The sequence below is a fragment of the Anaerotruncus massiliensis (ex Togo et al. 2026) genome, from assembly GCF_030825285.1.
Lineage (GTDB): Bacteria > Bacillota > Clostridia > Oscillospirales > Ruminococcaceae > Anaerotruncus > Anaerotruncus massiliensis.
The window spans coordinates 1-16,386 of the sequence record NZ_JAPJQF010000009.1 but is presented as its reverse complement, the minus strand read 5'-3'; the positions used below and the strand labels follow the sequence as shown (position 1 = coordinate 16,386).

The 16,386-nt window shown below is 64.1% G+C and carries 15 protein-coding genes; 2 read left to right on the top strand and 13 right to left on the bottom strand.

The window, feature by feature from the left end; genetic code table 11:
- Window positions 1-118: 118 nt before the first annotated feature.
- From RCI06_RS04830 to RCI06_RS04815, 4 genes are all read right to left on the bottom strand, one after another.
- Window positions 119-964: an S-adenosyl-l-methionine hydroxide adenosyltransferase family protein gene (locus RCI06_RS04830; protein WP_306574697.1), complete on the bottom strand. Its 846-nt coding sequence runs from the start codon at window positions 962-964 to the stop codon at window positions 119-121.
- 74 nt (window positions 965-1,038) lie between these two features.
- Window positions 1,039-1,881, bottom strand: coding sequence for an energy-coupling factor transporter transmembrane protein EcfT (locus tag RCI06_RS04825; RefSeq protein WP_101551288.1), 843 nt, complete (start codon window positions 1,879-1,881; stop codon window positions 1,039-1,041).
- Entirely contained in the window at window positions 1,868-3,580 is a 1,713-nt protein-coding gene (locus RCI06_RS04820; RefSeq protein ID WP_101551290.1) for an ABC transporter ATP-binding protein, read from the bottom strand. Before RCI06_RS04820 ends, RCI06_RS04825 begins: the two co-directional genes overlap by 14 nt.
- A 6-nt stretch (window positions 3,581-3,586) precedes the next feature.
- Window positions 3,587-4,159 carry an ECF-type riboflavin transporter substrate-binding protein gene (locus tag RCI06_RS04815; RefSeq protein WP_121585948.1) on the bottom strand — a complete coding sequence of 191 codons (573 nt, stop codon included), beginning with the start codon at window positions 4,157-4,159 and terminating at the stop codon, window positions 3,587-3,589.
- A 271-nt stretch (window positions 4,160-4,430) separates the two neighbouring features.
- Between RCI06_RS04815 and RCI06_RS04810 the strand changes: the two genes are divergently transcribed.
- Both RCI06_RS04810 and RCI06_RS04805 read left to right on the top strand, forming a co-directional pair.
- Window positions 4,431-6,527: a ribonucleoside triphosphate reductase gene (locus RCI06_RS04810; RefSeq protein ID WP_101551294.1), complete on the top strand. Its 2,097-nt coding sequence runs from the start codon at window positions 4,431-4,433 to the stop codon at window positions 6,525-6,527.
- Complete coding sequence (locus tag RCI06_RS04805; protein WP_101551298.1) at window positions 6,524-7,213, top strand: anaerobic ribonucleoside-triphosphate reductase activating protein; 690 nt, start codon at window positions 6,524-6,526, stop codon at window positions 7,211-7,213. The genes RCI06_RS04810 and RCI06_RS04805 overlap by 4 nt, the downstream gene beginning before the upstream one ends.
- Before the next feature lie 60 nt (window positions 7,214-7,273).
- Here RCI06_RS04805 and RCI06_RS04800 read toward each other — a convergent pair whose 3' ends face one another.
- From RCI06_RS04800 to RCI06_RS04760, 9 genes are all read right to left on the bottom strand, one after another.
- Window positions 7,274-8,677: an FAD-binding oxidoreductase gene (locus RCI06_RS04800; RefSeq protein WP_306574694.1), complete on the bottom strand. Its 1,404-nt coding sequence runs from the start codon at window positions 8,675-8,677 to the stop codon at window positions 7,274-7,276.
- Complete coding sequence (locus tag RCI06_RS04795; RefSeq protein WP_306574692.1) at window positions 8,674-9,873, bottom strand: electron transfer flavoprotein subunit alpha/FixB family protein; 1,200 nt, start codon at window positions 9,871-9,873, stop codon at window positions 8,674-8,676. The genes RCI06_RS04800 and RCI06_RS04795 overlap by 4 nt, the downstream gene beginning before the upstream one ends.
- 12 nt (window positions 9,874-9,885) lie before the next feature.
- On the bottom strand, window positions 9,886-10,674 hold the full coding sequence (locus RCI06_RS04790; protein WP_306574691.1) for an electron transfer flavoprotein subunit beta/FixA family protein: 789 nt from the start codon (window positions 10,672-10,674) through the stop codon (window positions 9,886-9,888).
- Between the two features lie 83 nt (window positions 10,675-10,757).
- Window positions 10,758-11,516 (bottom strand): fumarylacetoacetate hydrolase family protein, encoded by a 759-nt coding sequence (locus RCI06_RS04785; protein ID WP_306574689.1) that lies wholly within the window; start codon window positions 11,514-11,516, stop codon window positions 10,758-10,760.
- A gap of 268 nt (window positions 11,517-11,784) precedes the next feature.
- On the bottom strand, window positions 11,785-12,501 hold the full coding sequence (locus RCI06_RS04780) for an ABC transporter ATP-binding protein (protein WP_370867153.1): 717 nt from the start codon (window positions 12,499-12,501) through the stop codon (window positions 11,785-11,787).
- Between the two features lie 4 nt (window positions 12,502-12,505).
- The gene (locus RCI06_RS04775) at window positions 12,506-13,303 is read right to left on the bottom strand and encodes an ABC transporter ATP-binding protein (RefSeq protein WP_101553237.1); all 798 of its coding nucleotides are present in this window, start codon (window positions 13,301-13,303) and stop codon (window positions 12,506-12,508) included.
- Window positions 13,303-14,277, bottom strand: coding sequence for a branched-chain amino acid ABC transporter permease (locus tag RCI06_RS04770; protein WP_101551308.1), 975 nt, complete (start codon window positions 14,275-14,277; stop codon window positions 13,303-13,305). Before RCI06_RS04770 ends, RCI06_RS04775 begins: the two co-directional genes overlap by 1 nt.
- 12 nt (window positions 14,278-14,289) lie before the next feature.
- Window positions 14,290-15,162, bottom strand: coding sequence for a branched-chain amino acid ABC transporter permease (locus RCI06_RS04765; protein WP_101551311.1), 873 nt, complete (start codon window positions 15,160-15,162; stop codon window positions 14,290-14,292).
- Between the two features lie 143 nt (window positions 15,163-15,305).
- The coding region (locus tag RCI06_RS04760; RefSeq protein WP_302823076.1) for an ABC transporter substrate-binding protein at window positions 15,306-16,386 on the bottom strand (1,081 nt) is incomplete at its 5' end.

The window sequence follows — 16,386 nt, the reverse complement described above, 5'->3', positions numbered from 1 at the left end:
TTTTTTTTTGTTTTTTCTTGGTTTCGCCCGGGCGGTTTTGTTTTTCCGCTTTTTTTAAAACCCCGACTCCCCATATGGGGGGGGGGGGGGGCCCCCGCCCCCCCCCCGCGCCGCTTCATTATTTCCAGATGCTGATCGTCCAGTCGGGACCGTAGGAGATGCCGTAGGTCTCGCCCATGCTGACCTCGTTGAGGGAGAGGTCGAGGTTGTTGAGCTCGTTGTTGTAGATGATCGGCTCCCCCTTGGCGACGTAGCCGAAGGAGCGGTGGAAGAGCACCTTGCCCTCGAACTTGACCTCCTCGACGTGCTTGACCAGGGTGTTGACCATATCGCCGTGCCGGAAGCCCGCCGCGACGAACTGCTGGTAGTTGATGTTGGTGTCCACGCAGCCGAAGTTCGGGCAGATCATCGCGACATAACCGTCGGCACGGCCCTCGGTGATCTTCGCCTCGGGCAACGGATTGCAGATGATCTCGTCGACGCTGTAGGCCGGGCCGACCCCCTCGTAGTCGATGAGCCCCGCCGCGAGCTTGCCCGCGCAGTAGGCGAACAAGTCGCGGCCGTGGAAGATCGCCACGTCCTCGGTGCCCGCGCCAACCAGGCGGTTGCGGGTCTCGTCGATCTCACGGACCTCGTCGATGCCGAACTTCTCCTTTACCAGCGTCAGCGAGCCGTTGTCGGGAGTGACGACGTAGTAGCCGTTGCTCGTTTTGGCGACGCACGCCTTGCGGGGGGTGCCGACGCCCGGGTCGACGACCGATACGAAGATGGTGCCCTTGGGCCAGAAGGCCATCGACTGCCACAGGCGGTAGGACGCCGTCCAGGTGCAGAACTTGGTGACCTCATGGGTGAGGTTGAACATCTCGATCTCCGGGTCGATCGACTTGACGACGCCGTACATCGAGCAGACCGCTCCATCTTTGAGGCCGAAATCCGTACTGAACACAACATAGGGTTTTCTCATTTTGTTACCTCCATTTACTGATCCGGCTTTGTGGCAGCCGCGTGCCCTGCAATTTCGATGGCAGTTGCAAGCCTTTAAAACGGGTACCACATCGGCGGCTTGACGATGACGCCGTAGGCCATGTAAGCCGCCGTCAATGCGGCCAGCACGGCCGCCAGTACAAGACAGATCTTATCGAGCCTGCCGTAGGGCGTCTCGACATACCAGGTGCGCTTTTTGTTCTTCCCGAAGCCGCGCAGGTCGAGCGCGTCCGCGATGACCCCCACGTCGTCGAAGGAGGAGAGGATGAGCGGCACCGCGATCGACACGACCCCCTCGATCTTCGCCTTGAGGGTGGTCTTTTTGCGGCCCAGCTCGAGCCCGCGCGCCTGGATGGACGCGGAGATGTTCTTGTAGTCCTTGATGAGGTCGGGCAGGTAGCGCAGCGCGATGGAAAAGACCATCGACAGCTTGTAGGGCAGCCCGACCCGGTTGAAGCCGGCGGCCAGCTGGGTGGGGGTGACGACAAAGATGAGCCAGAGGGAAACGAGGAACATCGCCACCACCTTGAGGGTACGCACGGCAAAATACCAGAGCGTTTCGGCGGGCATGACGAGCCGTTCGGTGAACCGGAAAAGCTCGGTGCAGGTGCCGACGAACTCGCAGCCGATATGCGGGTTAAAAAGGTAGAAGAGGATGAGGTTCACCGTGTTGAGCCCCATCGCGACGAGCATGAGTGCCCAGATGATCTTCCAGTTCGGCTTCAGCGACGCGAGCGCCGCCGCCGCGACCGCCGTGACCGCCAGCAGGATGCGGCAGTCAAAGGTGGAGATCGTCAGGATGATGGTCACAATGAAGAGCAGCACCTTGACCTGTCCGCAGAGGGTGTGCAGCGGGGTGACGCCGGGGCTGAACCGGACGAGGTTATTGCTCGTCATGCCGCCTCACCATCCTTTCATATTCGATGAAGTGGCGCACAAACGCCTCCGGCTCGATCCCGAGGCGGCGCGCCAGCTTGCATAGCGACGTCTCCTTGAGGCTCGCGCGGCGCAGGATGTCCGGGTCGGAGAGCATCCGGAAGACGTCCCCGTCCCCGATCTTCTCCCCGTCCGCCATGACGACGGCGCGGTCGGTGTATTCGATCGCCAGGTGCATGTCGTGGGTGATAAAGAGGATCGTGAGCCCCATCTCCCGGTTGAGCCGGTCGAGGAAGTCCATGATCTCGCGGTAGTGGAAGTAGTCCTGCCCCGCGGTCGGCTCGTCGAAGATCATAATCTTCGGCTGCATGACGAGGATTGAGGCGATCGTCACCCGCTTGCGCTGCCCGTAGGAGAGGGCCGACACCGGCCAGCTGCGCATTTTGGAGAGCCCGCAGAGGCCGAGCACCAGCTCGAGCTTTTCATCGATCGTCTTCTGGTCCACCCGGCGGAGCTTGAGCGCGAGGGTGATCTCGTCGCGGATCATATCCTTGACGAGCATCTGGTTGGGGTTCTGCATGACGTAGCCGATCCGCTCGCCGATCTCCTTGATCGAGAGGACGCCGTAGTCCTCCCCCTCGATGAGCACGCGGCCCTCGTCGGGGCGGATGACCCCGATCAGCAGGTTGGCGAGGGTGGTCTTGCCCGCGCCGTTCTTGCCGACCAGCGCGATGCGTTCGCACGCGCTGACCGTCAGGTCCACATGGCTGAGAACCTTGTTATCGTCGTAGGAGAAGGACACGTCCTCCACCCGCACGAGCTCCCCGGGCGCGGGCTGCGCCCGGTGGGGGGTCTCGCTGGCGAACCAGCCGCGCAGCGCCTCCTCCCGCCCCTCAAGGCGGATCTCCTCCACCGATTCGGGGTGGTCCTCCTCGGCAATCTCACAGCCGGCGTATTTGAGCGCCGTCACGTAAAGCGGCTCCCGGATGCCGTGCTCCTGCAGGAGCGGGGAGCTCAAAATCTTGGCCGGGGTGGTGTCCGCGACGATCCGCCCCCCGTCGAGCAGGATGACCCGGTCGACCGGTCGGTGGAGCACGTCCTCCAGCCGGTGCTCGATGATAATGACCGTCTTCTGCTGCTCCCGGTGGATCCTGTCGATCAGCTCGATCGCCTGGAGCCCCGCCTGCGGGTCGAGGGCGGCGAGCGGCTCGTCGAAGAGCAGGATTCCCACGTCGTTGTGCATGACGCCGGCGAGCGAGACCTTCTGCTTCTGTCCGCCCGAGAGGGAGAAGGGGGTGTGGGCGGTAAACCGCTCCATCCCCACGATGCCCAGCGCCCGCCGCACCTTTTCGAGCATGACGGGGCGCGGGACACAGTCATTCTCCAGCGAGAAGGCGACGTCCTCCCCCACCGTGAGCCCCGCGAACTGGCAGTCGGAATCCTGCATGACGGTGCCGACGCGGTTGCTGAGCTTATGGATGTCGAGGCTGCGCGTCTCGTCGCCCATGACCTTGAGGCTGCCGGTGAACTCCGCCTTGACCGAGAAGGGCAGCAGCCCGTTCAGGCAGGAGCCCAGCGTGGATTTCCCGCTGCCGGACGGCCCGAGGATGAGCACCTTTTCCCCCTCGTAGATGGTCAGGTTGATGTCGTAAAGGGTGGGCTTCTGCTGTGACGCGTAGCGCATCCCGAAATCCCGGAATTCGATCACGGGCTTTTTCATGTCGGATTATTCCTCCGTGAGATTGGTTTTGAGCCGGTTCTTTTTGGCCATCATCTTGAGCAGCGGCACGCCGATGATCGCGGCCATGAGGCCGTCCTTGACGCCGGCGATGACGCCCTGCACCATGCCGATCTCCAGTTCGCCCTGGTACCACATCATCGTGAAGAGCGGGGTGATGCCGCAGAAGGCGATGAGCGGGGCGACAAAGGCGAGCACGGCGAAGGTGGCGGCCTGCTTGTTGGTGAAGACCCCCTCGCCGACCCTCGCGCCGTAGACGGGCAGCAGGCCGGTGATGAAGCCGCAGAAGAAATGCCCGATCGTCCAATCGAACCAGAAGCCCCAACCGCCGATCATGTCGGCCAAAAAGTTCCCGAAGCACGCGGCGATTGCCGCGGGCAGCGGCCCGAAGAGCGCGCCGACGATGACGATGACGACGGGCGCGAGGCTGAACTGCACCTGCGTAAAGATGGGGATCTGGATGTAGACCATCATGATCGCCATCAAAATTGCGCCGAGCGCGACGCCGACCACCGTTTTCGTGTTCCACTGACCTACCAGTTTTCTCCCGATTCCATTCATAACATACCCTCCTGCTTTTCCTCAGTTGTTCATATTGTTCAACTTGTTGAACAAGTTGCTTTCATTATAAAAAGCGCGCCCCCGCTTGTCAATGCGCAAAACCCGAAAACCGCAAATTTCAGCAGTTTCCACCATCCCGCCCCACGGATTCCGCCAGTTTGCACAAACCTGCTCCGCCGGAAAATATTTCTGCCTTTGGCCTTGCATTGCCACACTAGATATCGTATAATACTATTTGTAAAACACAATATCTAGTGAGGAAGGGTTCGCAATGATCAATACGATTCGGAAACGCAGCGGCGAGGTCGTCGCCTTTCAGCCGGAGAAAATCACCCGCGCCATCTATAAGGCGGCCGTCGCGGTGGGCGGCAGCGACTGGGGCCGCGCCGAGGAATTGACCGAACAGGTCGTCGTCCTTGCAAACGCGCAGTTCCCCGACGGCACCGCCGAAGTGGAAAAGGTGCAGGACCTCGTCGAGAAGGTGCTCATCGAGAACGGCCACGCCAAGACCTCCAAGGCATACATCCTCTACCGGGAGAAGCGCCGCAGCGCGCGCGAGGCGAACGCCCTGATCGGCGCGACGATCGACATGTTCTCCAAGTACATGGGGGACGGCGACTGGCGCGTCAAGGAAAACGCCAACGCCCAGAAATCGATCGCGGGCATGAACAACTACATCCGCGAAACGTTCACCAAGCAGTACTGGCTGCATGAGATCTACCCCGACAAGATTCGCGACGCCCACCTCTCGGGCGACCTGCACCTGCACGACCTCGGGTTCTTCGGCCCCTACTGCGCCGGCTGGGATCTCAAGCAGCTGCTGCTCGGCGGCTTCGGCGGCGTGCCCGGCAAGGTCGAATCGAGCCCCGCCAAGCACCTGCGCAGCTTTTTGGGCCAGATCGTCAACTCGACCTTCACCACCCAGGGCGAGACGGCGGGCGCGCAGGCGTGGTCCTCCTTCGACACCTACTGCGCCCCCTTCATCCGCTACGACCACCTCGATTTCGCGACGGTCAAGCAGGCGCTCCAGGAGTTCATCTTCAACCTCAACGTCCCCACCCGCGTGGGCTTCCAGTGTCCCTTCTCCAACCTCACCTTCGATATCAAGCCGCCCCGCACCCTGCGCGACCAGGCGGTCATCATCGGCGGCCAGCCGATGGACGCGACCTACGGCGAGTTCCAGGCGGAGATGGACATGCTCAACCTCGCCTTCTGCGAGGTCATGATGGAGGGCGACAAGAAGGGCCGCGTCTTCACCTTCCCCATCCCGACGATCAACGTCACCAAGGATTTCGAGTGGGACAGCCCGGTGGTCAACAAATTCATGGAGATCACCTGCAAATACGGCATCCCCTACTTCTCCAACTACATCAACTCCGACCTCTCCCCCGAGGACGCGCTCTCAATGTGCTGCCGCCTGCGGCTCAACACGGGCGAGCTCAGAAAGCGCGGCGGCGGTCTCTTCGGCTCCAACCCGCTCACCGGCTCGATCGGCGTCGTGACGGTCAACCTCCCGCGCATCGGCTATCTCTCCAGGACGGAGGAGGAGTTCAAATCCCGCCTGCTCGACCTGATGGAGATCGCCAAGGAGAGCCTCGAGATCAAGCGCAAGACGATCGAGGAGCAGACCCGCCGCGGCATGTACCCCTATTCGGCGCACTACCTCGAAAACGTGAAGGAGCGCACCGGCAGCTACTGGTTCAACCACTTCAACACGATCGGCCTCATCGGCATGAACGAGGCCTGCCTCAACTTCATGGGCAAGGACATCACCACCCCCGAGGGGCAGAAATTCTCCCTTGACATCCTCGACTTCATGCGCGACACGATCACCCGCTTCCAGGAGGAGACGGGCCACGTCTACAACCTCGAGGCGACTCCGGCGGAGGGCACCAGCTACAGCCTCGCCCAGCTCGACAGGAAAAAATATCCCGATATCATCACCGCCGGGCAGGACGCCCCCTACTACACCAACTCGACCCAGCTGCCGGTCGGCTTCACCGACGACATCTTTGAGACGCTCGACCTCCAGGACGAGCTGCAGTGCAAGTACACGGGCGGCACGGTGCTCCACCTCTATCTCGGCGAGCAGATCAGCGACGTCGAAGTCGCCAAATCGCTCATCCGCAAGGCGTTCACCAACTACCAGCTCCCTTACATCTCGCTGACGCCCACCTTCTCGGTCTGCCCCGAGCACGGCTACCTGAACGGCGAGGTCTATTCCTGCCCCGAATGCGGCCGCGACACCGAGGTGTGGAGCCGTGTGGTCGGTTACCTGCGCCCGGTCCAGAACTTCCACCGCGGCAAGCGCGAGGAGTATAAGGAGCGCAAGAAGTACCGCATCAAACCGGAGGAGCTGAGCGCATGATCTTCGGCGGGATGCAGCGCAGCAGCACGATCGACTTCCCCGGCGCGCTCGCCTGCGTGCTCTTCACGCGCGGCTGCGACCTCGACTGTTTCTACTGCCACAACCGCGAGCTGATCGCCGGGGACGGCGACCAGCTCGCCGAAGCCGCCGTCTTTTCCTTCCTCGAAAAGCGGCGGGGCCTGCTCGACGGGGTGGTCGTGAGCGGCGGGGAGCCGACCCTCCAGCCCGATCTCGAGGAATTCCTCCGCCGCGTCCGCCCGCTCGGCTACCGCGTCAAGCTCGACACCAACGGCCGGCGGCCCGCGCTCGTCGAACGTCTCTGGGGGGAGGGTCTGCTCGATTACGTCGCAGTCGACGTCAAGGCGCTCCCGGCGGACTGCCCCGCCGTCTGCGGCGCGGACTGCTTTTCCGACGTGCGCCTTACGATCGATACCCTCCGTTCTCTCGGCGCGGCGTTCGAGGCGCGCACCACCCTCTACCCCGGCCTGGACGCCGGGGCGCTCGGGGAACTGCTCGCCTCCTTCCCGCCCCTGCCCCGCTGGCGGCTCAACTACTTCCACATGCCCGGCGCCTTCCGGCCCGCGGACGAAACGCGCCTCCGGCTTCCCGCGCTCACCCCGCAGTCGGTCGGAGAGGCGCTGCCGAAGCTGCTCGCCGCGCAGCCCAACCTGCTTCACGGCGCCTGAACCCAAAACAGCGGCAGCCCCGGAACCAGATGGTTCCGGGGCTGCCTTTTCGCGCGGCCGTCAGAGGCCGCAGACCTTGTGCGGATTGAGGATGTTTTCGGGGTCGAAGGCGCGTTTGACGCCGCGCATGAGCTCGAGCACCTGCGGCTCGAGCGACTCGCGCAGGTAGGGGCGCTTGGCGTAGCCGATGCCGTGCTCGCCCGACACCTGCCCGCGAAGGACGTTCGCCTCGGCGTAGATCTTCTCCATCGCGAGGTGCAGGATGCGCTGCCATTCGTCCTCCTCCCTGCCGTCCCGTAGGATGTAGGCGTGGAGGTTGCCGTCCCCCGCGTGGCCGAAGCTCTTGATGCGCACGCCGAGCTCCGACTGGAGGGCGTGGATGTAGGCGACCATCCGGTTGATGCTGCCGCGCGGCACCACCACGTCGACCTCGTCCATCTCGTCGGTCGAGCCGCGGATCGCCTCGAGGAAGGCGCCGCGCGCCTTCCAGATCGACTCGTCCCGCTCCTCGGTGTCGGAGATGAGCACGTCGAGCGCGCCCTGCTCGAGGCAGAGTCTAGCGACCCCCTCGTAGTCCCGCTCGATCTGCTCGAGCGAGGGGCCGTCGAACTTGAGGATGAGGTAGGCGTCGGCCGAGTGGTCGGGGAATTTTTTGCCGAGGTACTGCTCGGCGTCGAGGATGACCTCCCGCTCCATGAATTCGACCGCGGTGGGCGCGGCCTTGGAACGGACGATGAGGGGCACTGTGTTGATCGCGTCCCGCAGGCTCGGGAAGGGCACGAGCAGGCTGACGGTGCGCTTCGGCAGCGGCAGCAGCTTGAGGATGATCTTGGTGACCACGCCGAGGGTCCCCTCCGAGCCGACGATCAGATCCTTCATCGAATAGCCCGAGCTGTTCTTGACGACCTTGCCGCCGAACGTGACGATTTCGCCGTTCGGCAGCACGACCTCCAGCCCGCGCACATAGTCGCGGGTGACGCCATACTTGACGGCGCGCATGCCGCCCGCGTTGGTGCTGACGTTGCCGCCGATCGTGGCGGATTTTTCGCCCGGGTCGGGCGGGTAGAAAAAGCCCTTCTCCTCGACATAGGCGTAGATCTCCATGAGCAGCACGCCCGGCTCTACGGTCAGGGTCAAATTGTCCTCGTCGAGCTCGAGGAAGCGGTTCATGAGGCTCATGTCGAGCAGGATGCCGCCCTCCGCGGCGACCGCCGCGCCGACGAGACCGGTGCCCGCGCCGCGCGGGGTGACGGGGATGCGCTCGCGGGAGGCGTAGCGCATGACGGCGGACACCTCCTCCGCCGAGAGCACCCGCAGCACGACATCGGGATAGTGGACGGTTCCGCTCAACTCGTCGTGGCTGTAGTCCTCGTGAATCTCCTCCCCCGCAAAGACGCGCTCGTCGTCCCCGATCAGCTCCCGCAGGGCGGCGATATCCGCCGCGGTCATCTGCTTATAGCTCATACCAGCACCCCCTTGGCGGCCTTGATCCGTTCGATGAGGCGGGGCACGATCTCATAGAGATCCCCCACCAATCCGTAGTGGGCGGTTTTGAAGATGGGCGCCTTCTCATCCTGATTGATCGCGACGATGAGGTCGGCGCCCTGCATCCCCGCGACAAACTGCACCGCTCCCGAGACGCCGCAGGTGATGATGAGCCGGGGGCGCACGGTGCGCCCGCTGAGCCCCACCTGGCGCTTGGCCTCCACCCAGCCGTTCTCGGCGAGCGGGCGGGTGCAGGCGAGCTGCCCGCCGAGCAGCTCCGCGAGCTCCTCGAGCAGCGCGAGGTCCTCTTCCTTTTTGACGCCGCGGCCCGCCGCGACGAGCACGTCGACCCCCTCGATGAACTGTTCCGGCTCCTTGGGGGTGACGCCGAGCACCGTCACGCCGCTTTCCAGCATGGCCGGCGTGACCGACCGCTCCGTGATTTCGCCCGACGGGGCCTCCGACCGCGTGGGCGCGTCCATCACCTTGTAGCGCACCGTCGCCATCTGCGGGCGGTGGTTGGGGGTGACGATCTGCGCCATGATGTTGCCGCCGAAGGCGGGGCGGATCTGGATGAGGTCGGTGTTTTCGAGCATATCCAGCACGGTGCAGTCGGCGGTGAGGCCGGTGTGCAGCCGCGCGGCGACGCGGGGGGCGAGCTGCCGCCCGACGGGGGTGGCCCCGACGAGGATGGCGGCGGGCCTCTCCGCCTTGACGAAGTCCTCAAAGACGTTGGCGTAGGGCTCGATACGGAAGCGCGCGAGCGCGGGGGCGTCGTAGACGAACACCCGGTCGACGCCGTAGTGGAGCAGCTCCCGCGCGGAACCGGCAACGTTTTCCCCGATGAAGAGGGCGTAGACCGGCTGGTCCGCCTTGGCGGCCAGCTCGCGGGCCTTGCCGATCAGCTCGAGCGTGACGGGATGAACCCGCCCGTCGACATGGTCGACGTAGACCGCCACCCCCTGCCACGCCGCTTTGTCGACGGCGGGGGCGGGCGCGTCCTCGAGGTATTCGACCGCGCCCGCGGGGCCCTTCTTGACGCAGATGCGGCACATCTTGCAGGCCGCGTTGACCGAAACGCGCCCCTCCCGCTCCTCGAGCGCGCCGAAGGGGCAGAGCGCCGCCAGCGCGCGGGGGTCGGGGATTTTCTCCTGATGAATCACCAGCCTCGGCATAACGGGGCCTCCTTACACAAACTTTTTGTCGCGCAGCAGCGCGTAGAGCCGGTCGGAGAGGGCCTCCCCCTCCTCCTTCCACAGCTCCCGGCTGTCGTTCACCGCGGGCGGGAAGATCCGCTGCACCTGGGTGGGCGAGCCGTTCAGGCCGTAGTGGGTTTCCTCGCGGTCCTCCATCTCGTCGAGCGTGAGAATCTCCACCGGCCGCCCGGCGCTCTCCGTCTTTTTGACGTAGGAGGGCAGGCGCGGCTGGAAGATGTCCTGGTCGACGGTGAGCAGGCAGGGAAACCGCACCCTCACCCGTTCGACGTCGTCGGGCATATCCATCTCCACCGAAACGCCGTCCTCCCCGATTTCGAGGATCTTCCGCACGTTGGAGACGCTCGGGATGCCGAGCCACTCGGCCAGCTCCGGCCCGACCTGGGCGGTGTCGCCGTCGGTCGTCTGCTTGCCGCAGAGGAGCAGGTCGAACTCGCCGAGCCTGCGCACCCCCTGCGAGAGGGCGTAGCTCGTGGCGAGCACGTCCGCGCCGCCGAACCGCCGGTCGGAGAGGAGCACCCCCTCGTCCGCGCCCATGGCGTAGGCCTCGCGGATGACCGTCTCGGCCTGCGGCGGCCCCATGCTGACGACCGACACCTTCCCGCCGCACCGCTCCCGCAGGCGCAGGGCGGTCTCGAGCGCGTAGAGGTCGTAGGGGTTCATCTTGGAATCCACCCCGCCCCGCTTGAGGGTGCCGGTCACCGGGTCGATGTCCACCTTGTTGGTCCCGGGGACCTGTTTGATGCACACGAAAATATTCATCTGCGCTATTTCCCCTTTATCCGATTTGAGTTTTCAAGCAAAAGAGGCCGTCGGGACTGCCGGCGGCCTCTGCGTTCCGTGTCTTACGGCGCGCTCACGACGCTGTCCAGCCTGCCGATCCCGCCGATCTCCACCGAGACCCGGTCCCCCGGCCGCATCGGCCCGATGCCGAGGGTGGTCCCCGTCAGGACGACGTCCCCCGGCTCGAGGGTCATGACCGCCGAGATGTAGCTGACGATCATGCGCGGCTTGAAGAGCAGGTGCTTCGTGTTGGAGTCCTGCACCACCCTGCCGTTGAGGATGGTGCGGATGGGCAGGTCCGCGGGGTCCGCGTCGGTGTCGACGCAGGGGCCGAGCGGCAGGAAGGTGTCGAACCCCTTCGCCACGGTCCACTGCCCGTCGGAGGGCTGGAGGTCGCGCGCGGTCACGTCGTTCGCGCAGGTGTAGCCGAGGATATACTCCCCCGCCGCGTCCTCCGGGACGTTTTTGGCGCGTTTCCCGATGACGATCGCGAGCTCCCCCTCGTAGTCGACCCGCCTGGACTGCGGCGGATAGACGATCGCCTCCCCCGGCCCGATGACCGCGGTGGCGGGCTTCATGAAGATGACCGGCGTCTCGGGCACCTTCTCATTCGATTCGATGATATGGTCCATATAGTTGAGTCCCACGCAGACCGCCTTGGTGGGTTCGACCGGCGCGAGCAGCTTCACCCCGGAGAGCGGCGCGCCGCCCTCCGCCGGGGTGAACCCCTCCGCGACCGAGCCGTCCAGCCATTCCACCCGTTCGCCGCAGAGCGTTCCGTAGCGCGCGCGGCCCTCGTGGAGCACCCTTACCAGTTTCATAGTCGCCCCGACTCCCTTCTTACTCATCAGATTGTCAGACATTAAAGCGGCCCAACCGGCGCAAAACCCGTTCCCGCGCCGGAAGCCCGGCGGGATGGAACGCATCCTCCGGACCATTCTAACATGCCGCGCGTCCCGCGCAAAGTGTGAAAATCCCGATTTGCAGCGGGAAAATCCCGCGGTTTCCCGCCGGCCGCCGGTGGGAAACGGCCCGGCGGCCGGCCCGCGCGCCCGCGCGGGCCCCGCCGCGGCCAGCTTCTCTCTTCCGTCAGCCGCCGAGGTATGCCTTTTTGATGTCGGGGCTGTTCAGCAGTTCCTGGCTCGGGCCGCTGCCCACGATGTGCCCGACCTCGAGCACGTAGGTGCGGTCGGAGATGGACATCGCCATGAACGCGTTCTGCTCGACGATGACCACCGGGGTCTTGCGGGTGCGGTTGATCTTGACGATCGCGTCGAACATCTCGTCGACGATGACGGGCGCGAGCCCGAGACTCGGCTCGTCGAACATGAGCAGCCTGGGGTCGCTCATCATGCCGCGGCCGATCGCGAGCATCTGCTGCTCGCCGCCCGAGAGGGTCCCCGCGAGCTGCCTGGCGCGCTCCTTGAGGCGCGGGAAGAGCTCGTAGACCTCCTCGACGTGGCGGTCGAGCTCGGCCTTGGAGTACTTCTTGCAGAAGGCGCCCATCTCGAGGTTTTCGAGCACGCTCATCTGCGGGAAGACCTCGCGGCCCTCGGGGATGTAGACGATGCCGCGCCCGACGACGAGGTGCGCCTTGAGGTTGCTGATGATTTCGCCGTTATAGGTGATGTCCCCCTTAGCGGGGCGGTTGATGCCCATGATCGTCTTCATCAGGGTGGTCTTGCCGGCGCCGTTGGCGCCGATGATCGAGACAATCTCGTTGTCCCCCACCTCGATGGACACGTCGAAGAGGGCCTGCACGTTGCCGTAGAAGACGTTGATCCCGTTTACCTTCAGCATAGCCATAAGCCTAACCCTCCACCGCCGGCGGGAGGTCCACCGGCTTATACTTGTCGCCGAGATAAGCGCGGATCACCTCGTCGTTGTTCTGGATCTCATAGGGGTTGCCCTCGGCGATCTTCGCGCCGAAGTTGAGCACGGTGATCTTGGTGCTGATGTTCATGACGACGTCCATGTTGTGCTCGATGAGGAAGAGGTCGATCCCCTTCTCGTGGGTCTTGAGCAGGATATCGACGAACTCGCGGCGTTCGGAGGGGTTGAGCCCCGCGGCCGGCTCGTCGAGGATGAGCAGGTCGGGCTTCATCATGAGCGCGCGCCCGAGCTCGGTCATTTTCTGCTTGCCGTAGGCGAGGTTCTTGACCTTTTCATGCCGCAGGTCGGCCATGCCGATCTCCTCCAGGACCTCCTCGGCGCGTTCGATGAGCAGCTTCTCCTCCCGTTTTTCGCCGCGCAGGTCGACCAGAAACTGGATGAGCCCGATCCTGGTCATCTGGTGCGCGCCGATCATGAGGTTTTCGAGCACGCTCATCGAGCTGAAGAGCTTGAGGTTCTGGAAGGTGCGCCCGATGCCGAGCCGGGCGATCTGGAAGACCGGCTTGCCGCTGATCTGGGTATCGCCGTAGAAGATCGTCCCGTCGCTCACCGGCAGCACGCCGGTGATCATGTTGACGGTGGTGGTCTTTCCGGAGCCGTTGGGGCCGATCAGGGAATGGATGCAGTTTTTGGGCATTTCCAGCGACAGGTCGTTGACGGCGACCAGCCCGGAAAACCGTTTGGTGACATGTTCCAGCTTCAAGACAGGTTCCATCATCTGCGCCCTCCGGTCTTTTCTTTTTTGGCCATCCAGAACATCCCCAGCCGGTTCTCCTTCGTGAAGAGGGAGACGAGCCCGTTGGGCAGGAAGATCGCGAAGAGCAGGGCGATGATACTGAAATAGAGCCAGTAGTTGGTTCCCAAAAAGCGCAGCATCTCGGGCAGCAGGGTGATCATCGTGGCGCCCAGGATGTTGCCGACGACCGAACCGATGCCGCCGAGCATCATCATGATGAGATAGTTGGCGGACAGGTCGGTGGTGAAGGTGGTGGGGTTGATGTACCCCATCAGATAGGCGTACATCGCGCCGCCGAGGCAGCCGAAGACGGTCGCGAGGGTGAACGCCTGAATTTTGAGCTTGGCGATGTCGATGCCGCACGCCTCGACCGCCTCAACGTTGTCGCGGATCGCCTTGAACACGCGGCCCCACTTGGAATGGACGATGCGCCACGCGGTGAAGGCGAGCAGAATGACGACGACGAGATAGAGGTAGTAGACCTTGCGGGAGGTGTCGAGCACATAGCCGAAGAGGTTGATGTGCGGGACGCCCTGCACGCCCATCGTGCCGCCGGTGAGCTCGACCCAGTTGGTGAGCACGAGGCGGACGATCTCGCTGAAGCCGATGGTGGTCAGCGAGAGGTAGACCCCCTTGAGGCGCAGGCTCGGATAGCCGAGCACCCAGCCGATTGCGACGCCCATGACGATCGCGAGGAGAAAGCCGATCCAGGGCGAGGTGCCCAGGCGGGTGCTGGTCAGCGCGGCGATGTAGGCGCCCAGCGCCATGATGCCGGCGGTGCCGAGGTTCATCTGCCCGGTGAGGCCGGTGATGAAGTTGAGGCCCATGACGATGACGATGTTGACAAGCGTCTGGCTGAGCAGGATATGTACATAGGCGTTGTCGTAGCTCATCGGGAAGACGATGAGCACCGCCAGGAGCACGGCCAATAAAACACGTTTTACGATTTTCATATCCGGCCCCTCCTAGCGTCTGTGTCCGAGCAGGCCGGACGGTTTCACGAGCAGGAAGACGATCAGCAGCACGAAGGCCACGCAGTCCTTATAGAGCGTCGGGATGATCAGCGTGCTGAGGTTCTCGAGGATGCCGATGAAGATGCCGCCGGCGATCGCGCCGGGCAGGTATCCGAAGCCGCCGATGACGCCGGCCGCGAAGCCCTTGAGGCCGATCATGTTGGCGATCGTGAGGTCTATGGTGAAGAGCGGGATGACCATGATGCCGATGGCGGAGCAGATCACCGCGCTGAGCGCAATTGTCAGGTTGATGTTGGCGGTCACGTTGATGCCCATGAGGGTCGCGGCCGTCTTGTTCTGCTGGACGCAGCGCATCGCCTTGCCCATCTTGGTGGTCTTGAAGAAGACCTGCAGGGCGGTGACGATGATCGCGGAGACGAGGATGATGGCGATGTTCGCCTTGGGGATGACGATGTTCCCGACCTTGACGATCCCCTTGAGGAAGCCGGGGACGGTGAAGGGGGTGGCGCCCCAGATCACGCGGGCGGACTCGGTGAGGATACGCCCGAGGATGACGGTGCCGATGACGGCGAAGACGGGGGACGCCATGTTGCGCAAGGGATTGAAGATGCCGGTTGCCACGAGCACGCCGAAGAGGAACATGGTGGCGACGGTGGCGATGACGGCGACCGCGGGCGCGGCGCCCATGCGGACGACGAACTGCCCGGCAAAGACGTAGGCGCCGAGCATGATGAGCTTGTCGTGGCTGAAGTTGAGCAGGCCGGTCGCGTTGAAGATGATGGTGTACTCGATTGAGACGAGCGCGTAGATAAATCCGAGGGCCAACCCGCTGACGATCAATTGGACGATGATTTCGGCTGTCATTCTTTCACCCCTGTATTCGTTGCTGTTTTGTCAGCGGCGCGCGCAAAACAGCCGTATTCTGCATGGAGAAGGGGGCCGCGGGGCCGCCGCCTGGCGGCCCCGCGCAGCGCCCCCGGCGCGTGGGAGAGGTTCACATGGTCCGATCAGCTGTTGAGGTCGACGTACTCGACCATCGTGGGCACCTTGTCGAGGATCTGCGCGATGACGCAGCCGTGGAGCAGGTTGCCCTTGTCGTCGCACTTGTAGCTGCCCTCGGGGAGGGTGAGGCCTTCGGTGGCCGCGAGCGCGTCGCGGACCGCCTGCGGGTCGTCGGAACCGGCGCGCTCGATCGCGTCGGCGAGCACGTAGGTCGCGCTGTAGTAGGTCGCGGCATAGAGCTCGGGGGCGTAGCCGTACTTATCGGTGAACTTCTTGGTGAAGTCCGCGGTGATCTGGTCGTTGCTCGTGGAGACGAAGTCGGTGACCGAGTACCAGCCCTCGACATATTCGGGTTCGAGCAGGTTGAGCACCTGGTCCATAACGACGCCGGCGGAGGCGATGACCGGGACTTCGACGCCCAGCTCATAGAGCTGGCGGGCGGTCAGGGCGACCTCCGCGTCGTCGGTCCAGGAGATGATGCAGTCGACGTTCTCGCTCTTGAGCTGCATGATCTGGCCGGTGAGGTCCTTGTCGCCCGCGTTGTGGCCGACGGCGACGTAGGGCACGCCCGCCTCTTCCAGGTAGGCGATGATGACGTCGCGGCCGCCGGTGCCGAAGTCGTTGTTGTTGAAAGAGATGCCGATCTTGGTGGCGCCGAGCTTCTCGATCGCGAACTTGGCGGCAACCTGTCCGTTGATCGTGTCAGCGGGACGGCAGCGGAACATGTACGGGTTGCCGGCCTCCTCGAGCTTGGGGCTCGTGCCGCCGGTCAGGAAGGCCACCTGCGCGTTCTTATAGAGCTCGTTGGTCGCCATGGCGTTGCCGCTCGTGTGCGGGCCGATGACCGCCGCGACGTCCTGGGTGAGGATCTTGGTGACGACGTTGACCGCGGTGGTCTGGGTGTTCTGGTCGTCCTCGATCGTATAGACGAGCTTCTTGCCCAGCACGCCGCCGCCCGCGTTGATCTCCTCGAGCGCCAGGTCGACGCCCTCGCGGGTGCGCTGGCCTGCCAGCGGGAAGTTTCCGGTGAGCGCGCAGCTCAGGCCGATGAGGATTTCGCCGTCGGTGGCGGGAGCGGCGTCGCCC